Source organism: Sphingomonas sp. AC449 (assembly GCF_979253475.1).
Genome location: NZ_CEEDCZ010000002.1, coordinates 298,687 through 312,207, shown reverse-complemented (window position 1 = coordinate 312,207; position 13,521 = coordinate 298,687). Strand labels below are relative to the sequence as shown.

Sequence of the window (13,521 nt, the reverse complement as noted above, 5' to 3'; positions counted from 1 at the left end):
CATGGCAAAGCTGACCAAGAAGCAGAAGGCCGTCACGGTCGACACCGTCAAGCTGCACGCCATCGACGAGGCGATCGCGCTCGCACGTTCGGGCGCCACGTCGAAGTTCGACGAGACGATCGAAGTCGCGCTGAACCTCGGCGTCGATCCGCGTCACGCCGACCAGATGGTCCGCGGCGTGGTGACGCTGCCCAAGGGCACCGGCAAGACCGTCCGCGTCGGCGTGTTCGCCCGCGGCGCGAAGGCTGAAGAGGCTCTCGCAGCAGGCGCAGACGTCGTCGGTGCCGAAGACCTGATGGAGACCATCCAGGGTGGCACGATCGATTTCGATCGCTGCATCGCGACCCCGGACATGATGGGCATCGTCGGTCGTCTCGGTAAGGTGCTGGGTCCCAAGGGCCTGATGCCGAACCCGAAGCTCGGCACGGTGACGATGAACGTCGCGCAGGCGGTCAAGGACGCCAAGGGCGGCCAGATCGAATACCGCGTCGAGAAGGCCGGCATCATCCATTCGGGCATCGGCAAGGCGTCGTTCCCGGCCGAAGACCTGCGCGCGAACTTCGACGCGCTGGTCGACGCCGTGGTCAAGGCCAAGCCGTCGGGCGCCAAGGGCAAGTACGTCCGCAAGGTCGCGATCTCGTCGACCATGGGTGCAGGCATCAAGGTCGACACGACCGAAGTGGCTGGCGCCTGAGCCTGAGCCGCACGTGGCTGGCCTGAGCCAGCGACGTGCGGTGAAAGGCCGGCCGGCGCGGTTCCACCGCGACCGACGAGGACGGGATTTACGCCCGTCCTGCCTCAGACATGAGAAAGGGCCGGGAGCGATCCCGGCCCTTTTCTTTGTCTGGAGCTATTGGCCCCGCGCAGCGAGCAGCGCTTATTCCGGGAAGTCGGCACCGAGACTCACGTCTCGCGCGCCCTCGATCGCCTCGAGCCGCTCCTTCAGCTTGGCGGTGATCGCGTCATAGCCCCATTTGCCCAGCACCAGATGCCGCGGCGGGTTCGCCTGCTCGACCGCCGCGATGATCGCCTCGCCCGCGCGCACGGGGTCGCCCGCCTGCGTGCCGCTGACCTGCCTGGTCCCCTCCATCCGCGCCTTAGCGGTATCGGCATAGTCGGCGATCCGGCTTGGCGTCTGACGCAGCGATCGCCCTGCCCAGTCGGTGCGGAACGGCCCCGGCTCGACGCAGGTCACGCCGATCCCGAGCGGGCCGACCTCGGCGAGCAGCGCGTCGGACCAGCCTTCGACCGCGTGCTTCGATGCCGCATAATAGCCCGATCCCGGAAACCCGACCAGCCCGGCGACCGAGGTGAAGTTGACGATGTTGCCGCTGCCCTGCGCGCGCATGATCGGCAGGACCGCGCGCGTGATCGCGAACAGCCCGAACACGTTGGTGTCGAACTGGGCGCGGATCTCGGCCTCGTCGCCCTCTTCGGCGGTCGCCTGATAGCCATAGCCTGCATTGTTCACGAGCACGTCGATCTGCCCGAACTTCGCGTTGGCCGCGGCAACCGCTTCGTCGACCTGCGCCTGGTCGTTGACGTCGAGCGCGAGCGCGAGCGCGGTCTCGTCATGCCCCTCGACGAGGTCGGCGACCCGGTCGGCGTCACGCGCGGTGACGACGGCACGCCAGCCGCGATCGAGCACCAGCCTGGCGAGATCGCGGCCGAAGCCGGTGGAGCAACCCGTGATGAACCAGACGGGCGATGCGGGGAGAGTCATGGACGAACCTTTCCGGAGACGCAGGATGCGCGTTCGGGACAGGTAACGCCGGACGCGGGGGACGGGTCCGTGACATGACCCGCCCCCTGCCCGGCTTACAGCCCGACGATACCGCCATCGTTCTTGGTGATGACGATCGTCGACGAGCGCGGACGCGACGGGGTCGCGACTGCACCGGCCTGGTTCGCGGGCCAGCTGCTGGTGATGTTGGTGGGACCACCATTCTCGCCGGGATGCTGGATGTTGACGAACAGCGAGCGGCCATCCGGGGTCGAATGGATGCCCGTGATCTCGCACTCCTTCGGCCCGACCAGAAAGCGGCGCAGCGTCGTGGCCGGCGCCTTGCCGATCCGCGTCGTCACGGTGTTGCTGGTCCCGCCGAGCGTGCTCGTCACGGCGCGCGTGCCGCCGTCGCCGACACGGCCGGGTATTGCCGCGAGCAGCATGCAGTTGGTGACGTCGGTATAGGCGCCGTCATCGGTCTCGATCCACATCACCGGGGTGACGTTGCCGGTCGGATTGCTCGGCAGACCGAACCACAGGCCATCGGGCGACGAGAAGTCGTTGGTCGCATCGAGCCCCGACAGGTTGATGTTGGTCGCATCGAGATCGCTGCCCGCACCGAATGCGTAGATGTCCCAGGTGAAGGCGGTCGCCTCCGACGTGTCGCCGGTCTCGCGCAGGCGGATGACATGGCCGTTGGCGTTGCCGGTGGTCTGGCCGCCGGTGGTCTTGGGGTCGGTATAGGCGCGTGGGTTGGACGCATCGACATTGCCCGCGGTGCGCGACGAGTTGTTGGTCAGCGTGCAGTACATCTCGCCCGTCGCCGGGTTCACCGCGGTCCATTCGGGACGATCCATCTTGGTCGCCCCCAGAACATCGCCCGCCAGACGCGCGTTGATCAGCACATCGGCCTGATCCGCAAACGGATAGGTCGTGTTGGCGCTGGTCAGCGCGCCCTGCCCGAACACCAGCGGCAGCCACTGGCCCGACCCGTCGGCGTTGAGCTTGGCGACATAGAGCGTGCCCGAGTCGAGATATTTGTCGCCGATCGCGAGCCGGTTGGTCGCGCTCGCATCTGCCGCCGACCAAGGCGTCGCGGACACGAACTTGTAGATATATTCGTTCTGCGCATCGTCGCCCATGTAGAAGGCGGGCTTGATGCCCGCGATCGTCCGGCCGATCTCGCAGCCCTCATGGTTCATGCGGCCGAGCGCGGTGCGTTTGCGCGGGGTCGAGGCGGGATCGAACGGATCAATCTCGACCACCCAGCCATATTGGAACGCCTCGTTGCGGAAATCGCCGGTGGCATCGGTCGCGGCGGTCGTGGTGACGTTCCAGCGCGCATAGAGCGTGTTGGCGGGATCCGCCGGCACGACCGACGCCCAGCCGTAATTGCCGTTGAACGTCGTGGCATTGGCGGTTTCGCGGATGCCGTAGCGCGCGAGCGAGATATTCTGCTTGGCGGTCGACCCGCCGCGTGCGGCAACGTCACCGAACTGGCGGCGGAAATAGCCCGCCCAGTTCTCCTCGTTGGTCAAATAGGTGTGCCACGGCATCGTGCCGTTCGCGCAGTTGTTGATCGTGCCGCGACCCGCGGTACCGTCGGCCGAATAGCGCGTCCGGAGCAGCGCGTTGCCGCGGACCGGACCGCTGAAGCTCATCGGCGTCAGTGGGGTGATCCGGCGATTGAGCGCCGAGGCGGGGACATAGCTCCACGCGGTGGCGGACCGGCTGATCTCGATCACCGAAACGCCGTGGCATTCCATTTCCTTGAGCGCTTCGGCCTCTGGGCGGACACCGCCGACGCCGATCGCGCCGCCGGTGGTCGTTGCGCCGTTGACGTGCAGATAGGGCTGGCTGATATTCTCGTGGTTGAGCACCAGCAGGCCGCGCGAATTGCTGTTGGCGTCGGGGGTGCTCCCGGTCGCGGCGAGACCGAAATAGCTCATGCCGTCGTGATGGTCGCCCGCGCGACGCGCGAAGTTCGTGTCGCTGCCGTCATTGGCATAGGCGCCGACGCCGCTCGCGATCGGATCGCCGAGGCGGTAGAGCACGGTGACGCTGTAGCCGGCAGGCACGGAGACGACATCCGCGAGGCTTTTGGGAACCGCGGTGAAGTCGAGCCGCGCGGGGCTGACCGTGACGCTGGTCGTCGTTTCGCTGCGGATATTGTCGCTGCTCGTGCCCGTGAAGGTGAAGCTGAGGACCGTGTCGCTCGCAACGCTCGGCGCGGTGAAGGTCGCCGTGGCCGCATTGGCATTGGCGAGCGTCACCGTGGGGCCGCTGACCTGCGCCCAGCCGACGCCCGTCGCGGTACCCGAGGACACCGTACCCGTCAGCGTCACGGTCTTGCCCGCCGATGTCGCGCCGCTTGATCCCGCCTCGATCGTCACCGCGCGCGCGGAGGAATCCTCGTCGCAGCCCGCGAGCAGCATGCCACCGAACACGGCCGCAGTCGCCGCCGACAGCCCGCCCATCAACGTCTGGCGCCGCGAATAGCGCACCGCGATCAGGTCGTTGAGGTGCGGATTGGCGCTGGTGTTCGTGTCGATGTCGCCATCGTGATAGGCCATGGTTGCGTTCGTCGGAATCTTCATACGTCCCCCCGGAGCGGCCAGACTGGCCTCTGCGCCGACCTTGTGGCGCGTGAAAAAGGCAGCGCGGTTAAGGTACGAAGACGTCACGACGTCGGTTCGGTTACGGTTTTGCGTCGCGCCGCGATGGTGCGGTCCTTACGGGGAATAAGTCGGCGCGTGGGGAAAGCGCGCTTCGTCCCGGAACGCGATCGGCGAAACGTTGACTTTGCCCGTGATTCGTCTATGCGGCGGCTTCGTTCGGCGGGCCTGCCCGTCGAACTCCGTCCGAGACAGTGGGTGCACCGGGTTTGCCGGCGCTTAATCTCCCACCTAGACGGGGAATGAGATTTTGTCGGCCCATCTGCGCGCCGCCCCTCTCCCATGCCCCATCTGGGATCCCATCAAAGTATTACTTTGATGGGTGCCCTGTCGAGACACCCGGAAGCGCGGGCTTGTCTGCGCCTCCGGTTAGTAACCGGGTCCACCATGCAAATGGTGAACCTGAAAACGTGGAGAATGGCATGGATCGTGATCAAAAGACCGCGGCCGTAGCCGAGCTGAACCGCACCTTCTCCGAGGTCGGCGTCGTCGTTGTGACGCGCAACCTCGGCCTGACCGTCGCACAGTCCACTGTGCTGCGGAACAAGATGCGCGACGCCGGCGCGACCTACAAGGTCTCGAAGAACAAGCTTGCCAAGATCGCAATGGACGGCACCGACTACAGCTCGCTGGGCGACATGCTCACGGGTCCGGTCGGTCTGGCCAGCTCCATCGATCCCGTCGCGGCCGCCAAGGTGGCCGTGGAATTCGCGAAGACGAACGACAAGTTCGAAATCGTGGGTGGGGCGATGGGCGCGACGACCCTCGACGTCGACGGTGTGAAGGCGCTCGCAACGCTGCCCTCGCTGGATGAACTGCGTGCCAAGATCCTCGGCCTCATCGTGGCACCTGCCACGAAGCTGGCGACGATCACGCAGGCTCCGGCAGCGCAGCTTGCGCGCGTGCTTTCCGCCTACGCGGAGAAGGAAGCCGCCTGATCTTGCAGGCTCTTTCGTTACTTTTTGAACTGATGGGGCATGTGCCCCGAGATGGAGATTTATCATGGCAGACCTGAACGCGCTCGTTGAGAGCCTGAGCGAACTGACCGTTCTCGAAGCAGCTGAGCTTTCGAAGCTGCTCGAAGAGAAGTGGGGCGTTTCGGCCGCAGCAGCGGTTGCAGCACCGGCAGCAGGCGGCGGCGCAGCTGCTCCTGCAGCAGAAGAGCAGACCGAATTCGACGTCATCCTGACCGGCGACGGTGGCAAGAAGATCAACGTCATCAAGGAAGTCCGCGCGATCACGTCGCTCGGCCTGACCGAAGCAAAGACGCTGGTCGAGTCGGCTCCCAAGGCCGTCAAGGAAGGCGTGTCGAAGGACGAAGCCGCCAAGATCAAGGCACAGCTCGAAGCAGCTGGCGCGACCGTCGAGGTCAAGTAAGCCGCAGCGGGAGAGACGCTTCAGCCACGCTGAAGCGCACTCCCCGCAAGGCCGGCCGGCGGTGCCTGCACCGACCGACGAAGCAGGGGCTCTGCCCCTGCTGGCCGCAGCTACAGAAAAAGGGCGGCCCCAGCGATGGGGTCGCCCTTTTTCTATTGCGGCCATGACGAGCCGCGCGGGAGCCGCCTGGCTGGCCCGAAGCCCGACGGCGCAGCCGACCTCAGCGGTCGACGGCAACCGCATGCGGACGTGCGGCGATGTTATCGTACATCCGCGCGGGCGCATCGAGCCAGAACGGCGCGAGCTTGGCGGAGTCGACGCGCTCGACCCCGATCGCCCAGGCCCGCGCGGTCTGCGCCGGACCGTCGCCACTGTCGTACAGGATGTTGACCGCGACGATCGGCACGAACATGGGCCGGTTCGCCGCGGTCATGCCGTGGATGGCATCGCGCGGTATCGCCGAAACCGTGCGCACCATGCGGCTCTCGCCCGCGGCGAGCGCGAAGGGCGCGGTCGCGGGCCGGGTCACCGGCGCCGCATTGATCGCTGCGAGATCCGCATCCTGCCCGGCATGCGCGGTCAGCAGGCTGGCGTGAATGCGAATGCCGCCTGCGGGCTCGGTCCCCGTGTTGGTGACGACGATCTGGCATTCGGCCGTCGCGCTGAGCAGGTTGAGACCGGCCCGGAGCGGGCGAAGCTCGACCGAAAGACGCGCGCGTGCCCGCGTCGGTGCACGCGGCTCGAGAAAGCGTGGCGCGGCCGGCTCGGCTGCGGCTGCGGCTGCGGCTGCGGCTGCGGCTGCGGCTGGTGGAATCGCGACAGCGGCTGGCATCGCAGGCGTGACGGGCCGGGGCGGCGACGGCGTCTCAGCGACGTCCCCGCCGGTTTCTGCAGGCGGCTGGACGATCGAAGCGTCCGGCGCTGGATCAGCCGTTTCCCGCACGTCCGCCCGATGATCTTCGAGCTTTGCGGTCCGGGGGCGCCGCTGCAGCAGCCAGACGACGCCGCACACCAGCGGGATCACCGCGAGCCATAGCCAGAACGGCATCGACCGCCCGGTTTCGGGGGCCGCGATGGAGGTCTGCGAGGGAGCCGCAAACTCTGCGGCGGGCGCCGGCGACGGTGCAACCTGAGTCTGCGGTTCCGATGCAGAGCCGGCTGGCGGCGCGGTCGCAGGCACTGACGCGGGCACGCGCGCTTCATCGGGCTGCCGGACGTCCTGCTCGACCCGCGCTGGCTGTGGCTCAGGCCGTGCGGCGGGCGCAGGACTGGCGCGGTCGCTACCCGTGCCGGGACGCGGTTCGCGAGCCGCTGTCGCCGGTTCGGACCCGCGCTGCTGCCGATCGGTCGGCGACGCCGGCGCGGCCTGCCGTGGCTGGCGCTGGGTCGCGGGATCGCGCGCGGGCCGCGCCGCACTGGGCAGCACAAGTGTCGGCGTATCGGGGACCGGGATCGGCGTGTTGCCATTCGCCTGCAGCGCTTCGAGGCCCCGCACGGGTTCGGTCGTGGTCGGCGACGTGGTCTGTGCGCTGCTTGCGCTCGCCAAGGTCAGCAGAAGCATGGCCGGCGGGATCAGCCCTGCCCCACCCGGTTTGGTCAACATCGTCGGAATTCCCTCACGCAAGACTGCGCGGGGACCCGGAACCCGGGACGACGGCAAGCCGGCATGCGATGAGTTGCACGGCACGAACGACCAGACGATCCGCCTCTCCGCCGCTCAATAGGGCCGGATATGCGCGAACGTCCCTGCCGGCATCGGCCGCCCCCAGTAAAAGCCCTGCGCGAGCGTTGCGCCCAGCCGTCTGGCGACGACGAGATGCTCTTCGGTCTCGATCCCTTCGATCACGGTCTGGACACCGCGTTGCCGACACGACCGGATCACCTGCTCGAGAATGCCAAGACGATCGGGATGTTCGAGACATTGCCGGAAAAAGCCCCGGTCGATCTTCACTTCCGAGATCGGCAGGTTGAAGACACGATCGAAGTTCGTCGCGCCCTTGCCGAAGTCGTCGAGCGAAAACCGGATCCCGGCCTCGCGCAGCGTCGTCATGTCGGTGACCAGGGCGGCGATCGGCACGGGCCGGGCGTCTTCGGTGATCTCGATGAGCAATACGCCGACCGGCATCGCGCGGTCGCGGACCTCGCGCTGCAGCGCCTCCTGGAATCCCGGATCGGCGAGGACCGCCTGGCTGCAGTTCACGGCGACCGCCGCCGATCGCTGTTCGATGGCGAGCGCACGCCACAGGGTCAGCGCGGCCCGTACCGCGCAAAGCGTCGCCGCGATCTCGAGCGGCAGGTCCATGACCGCGGTGAACAGGATCTCCGGGTTGATCGACGGGAGGTTGCGCAGCCTTGCCAGCGCCTCATAGCCGGCGATCGTGTCGCGGCGGAGATCGATCTTGGGCAGGAAGTCGTAATAGAGATTGTCGAGCAGGCAGCGTCCGTCAGCCAGCGCATCGAGCATCGCGCGCTCGAGCACCGCAGCGTCGCGCCGCTGCGGCGTGACGGCCGTCAGCATCTCCGTCAACGCATCCATCTTGTAGGCCTGGTCGAGCACGCCGAGCACGAGATGCGATCCGCCCGCGGGGCGTCGATCGGGCGCTCGCCCGGCAGGCCCAGCCGGCTTGATGACGACCATCGGGCACGTGCCACCCAGGGCGGCGAGGAGCTCGTCTAGACGCCCGCCGAGCGCGGCACGATCACCGACGACCACGTCCGGTCCAAAGGCAACGCCCGCCGCGATCTCCTCGCCGCGGCCAATCCACGCGACTGGATAGCCGATGCCGCGAAGCTCCACCTGGGTCTGACGCGACACGGGATCGTAATCATGGACGAACAGGATGCGCGGCAGGCCGCTCGCATACGGCACGACGTATCCCGGCGCCGTCCGGGCATCGCTCGGGAGTGGCGAGAGCCGGGCGGGGATCGGCGGCAAGGGCTTCGGGAATTTCTCGTGGATCACCGGCATGCCCCCTGCTGCGCGAGTATCGCTGTCGCGCTGGAGCGCATGGTTTTGGGAGAGGTCACAAACGTCGTGCTCGTCGCGGCAACGGGCCAGTCCCGGTACACCCTTCCCACCTACTGATCCGAATTAGTACTGTCATCCCTTCTCCTCAGTTGCGAGGCGGATGTCTGCGCGCGCGATGAGCAAAACGTTGCCGAATAACCCTTTTTATTTTTACAATTCGGCCGCGCGGTCCCGGTGGCCGGGATGCGTCCGCGCCGCACCGTCGACGGGAGCCGCCCGCGGCACAGCAGCACGAGGCTTTTGACAGCGCGGTTCGCATCACCTATATGGGTCTCTCACCACAGCATCCGGGAAATGACACGCCGTCGCGCAGCATGTCGATCGTATTGGATGCCGGGGTTTCATACGCCGAAAGCCGCCGCACCTGATGCGCGCGGCCTTTTGTCGTTAATGCACGTCCCGTCCGGGGGTTCCCGGGCACGAAATTACGGCTGACCCGTCAGTTTATTGAGGGCAAATAACCTATGGCTTCCAAGGCGATCAACGAAGGCGGCACGGCCAAGCGCCGCATCCGCAAGGTTTTCGGCAACATCCACGAAGTCGTGCAGATGCCGAACCTGATCGAGGTCCAGCGCGAGAGCTACGAGCAGTTCCTGCGTTCGGACAAGTCGATCGGCCATGTCTCGGGTCTTGAGAAGACGCTGCGCAGCGTGTTCCCGATCCAGGATTTCGCCGGCACCGCCTATCTCGATTTCGACGATTACGTCCTTGAGCCGCCGAAGTTCGACGTCGAGGAATGCCGCCAGCGCGGTATCACCTACGCGGCGCCGATGCGCGTCACGCTGCGTCTGACCGCGTTCGAGGTCGATCCGGATACCGAGGCCAAGTCGGTCATCGATATCAAGGAACAGGACGTGTACATGGGCGACATGCCGCTCATGACCGAGAACGGCACGTTCTTCATCAACGGCACCGAGCGCGTCATCGTCAGCCAGATGCACCGTTCGCCGGGCGTGCTGTTCGATCACGATCGCGGCAAGACGCACGCGTCGGGCAAGTATCTTTTTGCTGCGCGCGTCATTCCGTATCGCGGTTCGTGGCTCGATTTCGAGTTCGACGCCAAGGACATCGTCAACGTCCGCATCGATCGCAAGCGCAAGCTGCCCGTGACGGCTTTGCTCTACGCGCTCGGCATGACGTCGGAAGAGATCCTCAACTATTTCTACAACCGCGTGACGTTCGTCCGCGGCCAGGGTGGCTGGATCGTTCCGTTCCAGGCCGAGAACTGGCGTGGCCAGAAGCCGATGTTCGACATCGTCGATTCGAAGACCGGCGAAGTCGTGTTCCCGAACGGCCAGAAGATTTCGCCCCGCGCGGCGAACAAGGCGTTCAAGGACGGCCTGACCGACCTGCTGATCCCGACCGAGGAAATCTTCGGCCGCTATTCGGCATACGACCTGATCGACGAGTCGACCGGCCGCATCTACATCGAAGCCGGTGACGAAGTGACCGCCGAGAACCTCGAACTGCTCGACCAGGCAGGTATCGAGCGCCTCGAGCTGCTCGACATCGATCACGTCGCGACCGGCCCGTGGATCCGCAACACGCTCAAGGTCGACAAGGCTGAAGAGCGCGAGCAGGCGCTGTCCGACATCTACCGCGTGATGCGCCCCGGCGAGCCGCCGACGCTCGAGACCGCCGAGGCATTGTTCTCGGGTCTGTTCTTCGATCCGGATCGCTACGACCTGTCGGCCGTCGGCCGCGTGAAGCTCAACATGCGTCTCGACCTCGACGTCGAGGACACGGTCACGACGCTGCGCACGGAGGACATTCTCGAGGTCATCAAGACGCTCGTGAACCTCAAGGACGGCAAGGGCGAGATCGACGATATCGACAACCTCGGTAACCGTCGTGTCCGTTCGGTCGGCGAGCTGCTCGAGAACCAGTACCGCGTCGGCCTGCTCCGCATGGAGCGCGCCGTGAAGGAGCGCATGTCGTCGGTCGACGTCTCGACCGTCATGCCGAACGACCTGATCAACGCGAAGCCCGCGGTTGCCGCGGTCCGCGAATTCTTCGGCTCGTCGCAGCTGTCGCAGTTCATGGATCAGACCAACCCGCTGTCGGAAGTCACCCACAAGCGTCGCGTGTCGGCTCTTGGACCAGGTGGTCTGACGCGTGAACGTGCTGGCTTCGAAGTCCGCGACGTTCACCCGACGCATTACGGCCGCATCTGCCCGATCGAGACGCCGGAAGGCCCGAACATCGGTCTGATCAACAGCCTCGCGTCGTTCAGCCGCGTCAACAAGTACGGCTTCATCGAGACTCCGTACCGCAAGGTCGTCGACCACAAGGTGACCGACGACGTCGTGTACCTGTCGGCGATGGAAGAGGCCAAGCACACGATCGCGCAGGCCAACGCCGAGCTGACGTCGGACGGCGGCTTCACCGAGGAGCTCGTCTCGTCGCGTCAGGCTGGCGAATTCCTGATGGCGCTGCCCGACAACATCACGCTGATGGACGTCAGCCCCAAGCAGCTCGTCTCGGTCGCCGCATCGCTCATTCCGTTCCTGGAAAACGATGACGCCAACCGCGCGCTGATGGGCTCTAACATGCAGCGTCAGGCCGTGCCGCTCGTCCAGGCCGAGGCGCCGTTCGTCGGCACCGGCATGGAAGAGACGGTGGCACGTGACTCTGGCGCCGCCATCTCGGCCAAGCGTGCGGGCATCGTCGACCAGGTCGACGCGGCGCGTATCGTGATCCGCGCGACCGGCGAGATCGATGCCGGCAAGTCGGGCGTCGACATCTACACGCTGATGAAGTTCCAGCGCTCGAACCAGTCGACCTGCATCAACCAGCGTCCGCTGGTGAAGGTGGGCGACGTGGTGAAGGCCGGCGACGTGCTCGCCGACGGTCCGTCGACCGAGTTCGGCGAGCTGGCGCTGGGTCGCAACAGCCTCGTCGCGTTCATGCCGTGGAACGGCTACAACTACGAGGATTCGATCCTGATCTCCGAGCGGATCGTGAAGGACGACGTGTTCACGTCGATCCATATCGACGAGTTCGAAGTGATGGCGCGCGACACGAAGCTCGGGCCCGAGGACATCACGCGCGACATCCCGAACGTCGGCGAGGAAGCGCTCCGCAACCTCGACGAGGCGGGCATCGTGTACATCGGCGCAGAGGTCGAGCCGGGCGATATTCTCGCGGGCAAGATCACGCCGAAGGGTGAATCGCCGATGACGCCGGAGGAGAAGCTTCTCCGGGCGATCTTCGGCGAGAAGGCCAGCGACGTGCGCGATACGTCGCTTCGCCTGCCGCCGGGCGTGTCGGGTACGGTCGTCGACGTTCGCGTCTTCAACCGTCACGGCATCGACAAGGACGAGCGCGCGATGGCGATCGAGCGCGAGGAGATCGAGCGGCTGAAGAAGGATTCGGACGACGAGCGTTCGATCCTGAACCGTGCGACCTGGTCGCGTCTCCGCGAGATGCTGCTCGACCAGACGGCCACCTCGGCGCCCAAGGGCGTCAAGAAGGGCGTCGTGATCGACATGGATCTGCTCGACAGCGTCGACCGCCACGAATGGTGGAAGTTCGCGGTCGCCGACGACAAGATCCAGAGCGATCTGGAAGCGGTCAAGATCCAGTATGACGATGCCGCCAAGCTGATCACGGACAAGTTCCACGATCGTCGCGAGAAGCTGGAGCGTGGTGACGAGCTGTCGCCGGGCGTGCTCAAGATGGTCAAGGTGTTCGTCGCGGTGAAGCGCAAGCTGCAGCCGGGCGACAAGATGGCTGGCCGTCACGGGAACAAGGGCGTCATCAGCCGCATCCTGCCGGCGGAGGACATGCCGTTCCTCGCCGACGGGACGCCGGTCGATATCGTGCTCAACCCGCTGGGCGTGCCGAGCCGCATGAACGTCGGGCAGATCTTCGAGACGCATCTGGGCTGGGCCGCACGCGGCCTGGGTCAGTCGATCACTGCGGCGCTCGAGACGTGGCGCGAGGAGAATCCCGAGGCCAAGGCCGGCGCGATGCCGGAAGCGGTCCGCGATCGCCTCAAGACCGTTTACGGCGAGCAGTATCACGCCGAGATCGACGCCCGTTCGGGTGACGAGATCGTCGAGCTGGCCAAGAACCTGAAGGGCGGCGTGCCGATGGCGACGCCGGTGTTCGACGGTGCGCGCGAGGCGGACGTGTCGGCGATGCTGGAACTGGCGGGTCTCGATCCGTCGGGCCAGTCGGACCTGTTCGACGGACGTACCGGCGACAAGTTCGATCGCAAGGTGACGGTTGGGTATATCTACATGCTCAAGCTCCACCATCTGGTCGACGACAAGATCCACGCACGCTCGATCGGGCCGTACTCGTTGGTCACGCAGCAGCCGCTGGGTGGTAAGGCGCAGTTCGGTGGTCAGCGCTTCGGCGAGATGGAGGTCTGGGCACTCCAGGCCTACGGCGCGGCGTATACCTTGCAGGAAATGCTGACGGTGAAGTCGGACGACGTGGTCGGCCGCACCAAGGTCTATGAGGCGATCGTCAAGGGCGACGACACGTTCGAGGCCGGCATCCCGGAGAGCTTCAACGTGCTCGTCAAGGAAATGCGCTCGCTCGGCCTGAATGTGGACCTGAAGCAGTCGGAACCCGGCTTCGACAGCGACGGCATCCAGATCGCGGCGGAGTAACGTCCGAGGCCCTTCTCCTCCCGGGGAGAAGGGTTTGGATGCGGGGGCGCTGGCGCAGGCCGCCCGCCCCTTCATCCTCCCCGCCCGCTTCGC

The 13,521-nt window shown here is 66.1% G+C and carries 8 protein-coding genes; 4 read left to right on the top strand and 4 right to left on the bottom strand.

Features of this window, described 5'->3' with window-relative positions:
- Window position 1 precedes the first annotated feature (1 nt).
- Window positions 2-694, top strand: a complete 693-nt coding sequence (gene rplA, locus AC0CH3_RS05000; protein ID WP_056021193.1) for a 50S ribosomal protein L1 — start codon at window positions 2-4, stop codon at window positions 692-694.
- 183 nt (window positions 695-877) lie between these two features.
- Here rplA and AC0CH3_RS04995 read toward each other — a convergent pair whose 3' ends face one another.
- Together AC0CH3_RS04995 and AC0CH3_RS04990 are read right to left on the bottom strand one after the other, a co-directional pair.
- On the bottom strand, window positions 878-1,723 hold the full coding sequence (locus AC0CH3_RS04995; RefSeq protein WP_354302362.1) for an oxidoreductase: 846 nt from the start codon (window positions 1,721-1,723) through the stop codon (window positions 878-880).
- Between the two features lie 95 nt (window positions 1,724-1,818).
- A complete protein-coding gene (locus AC0CH3_RS04990) occupies window positions 1,819-4,323 on the bottom strand; it encodes a PhoX family protein (RefSeq protein ID WP_465237675.1) in 2,505 nt (834 codons plus the stop codon).
- Window positions 4,324-4,823: 500 nt separating this feature from the next.
- Between AC0CH3_RS04990 and rplJ the strand changes: the two genes are divergently transcribed.
- Window positions 4,824-5,339 (top strand): 50S ribosomal protein L10, encoded by a 516-nt coding sequence (rplJ, locus tag AC0CH3_RS04985; RefSeq protein WP_031392843.1) that lies wholly within the window; start codon window positions 4,824-4,826, stop codon window positions 5,337-5,339.
- A 64-nt stretch (window positions 5,340-5,403) separates the two neighbouring features.
- Window positions 5,404-5,778: a 50S ribosomal protein L7/L12 gene (rplL, locus tag AC0CH3_RS04980; protein WP_031392842.1), complete on the top strand. Its 375-nt coding sequence runs from the start codon at window positions 5,404-5,406 to the stop codon at window positions 5,776-5,778.
- A 220-nt stretch (window positions 5,779-5,998) separates the two neighbouring features.
- Here the strand turns inward: rplL and AC0CH3_RS04975 are convergent, their stop codons facing one another.
- Together AC0CH3_RS04975 and AC0CH3_RS04970 are read right to left on the bottom strand one after the other, a co-directional pair.
- Complete coding sequence (locus tag AC0CH3_RS04975) at window positions 5,999-7,381, bottom strand: hypothetical protein (RefSeq protein ID WP_465237674.1); 1,383 nt, start codon at window positions 7,379-7,381, stop codon at window positions 5,999-6,001.
- A gap of 114 nt (window positions 7,382-7,495) precedes the next feature.
- Window positions 7,496-8,746 carry an EAL domain-containing protein gene (locus AC0CH3_RS04970; RefSeq protein ID WP_465237673.1) on the bottom strand — a complete coding sequence of 417 codons (1,251 nt, stop codon included), beginning with the start codon at window positions 8,744-8,746 and terminating at the stop codon, window positions 7,496-7,498.
- Between the two features lie 524 nt (window positions 8,747-9,270).
- Here AC0CH3_RS04970 and rpoB point away from each other — a divergent pair.
- On the top strand, window positions 9,271-13,428 hold the full coding sequence (rpoB, locus tag AC0CH3_RS04965; RefSeq protein ID WP_056021183.1) for a DNA-directed RNA polymerase subunit beta: 4,158 nt from the start codon (window positions 9,271-9,273) through the stop codon (window positions 13,426-13,428).
- The last annotated feature ends 93 nt before the right edge of the window (window positions 13,429-13,521 follow it).

Bases quoted from the DNA above. Each gene is read 5' to 3' on its own strand.
- rplA (WP_056021193.1), top strand. From the start codon at position 2: ATGGCAAAGCTGACCAAGAAGCAGAAGGCCGTCACGGTCGACACCGTC.
- AC0CH3_RS04995 (WP_354302362.1), bottom strand. From the start codon at position 1,723: ATGACTCTCCCCGCATCGCCCGTCTGGTTCATCACGGGTTGCTCCACC.
- AC0CH3_RS04990 (WP_465237675.1), bottom strand. From the start codon at position 4,323: ATGAAGATTCCGACGAACGCAACCATGGCCTATCACGATGGCGACATC.
- rplJ (WP_031392843.1), top strand. From the start codon at position 4,824: ATGGATCGTGATCAAAAGACCGCGGCCGTAGCCGAGCTGAACCGCACC.
- rplL (WP_031392842.1), top strand. From the start codon at position 5,404: ATGGCAGACCTGAACGCGCTCGTTGAGAGCCTGAGCGAACTGACCGTT.
- AC0CH3_RS04975 (WP_465237674.1), bottom strand. From the start codon at position 7,381: ATGTTGACCAAACCGGGTGGGGCAGGGCTGATCCCGCCGGCCATGCTT.
- AC0CH3_RS04970 (WP_465237673.1), bottom strand. From the start codon at position 8,746: ATGCCGGTGATCCACGAGAAATTCCCGAAGCCCTTGCCGCCGATCCCC.
- rpoB (WP_056021183.1), top strand. From the start codon at position 9,271: ATGGCTTCCAAGGCGATCAACGAAGGCGGCACGGCCAAGCGCCGCATC.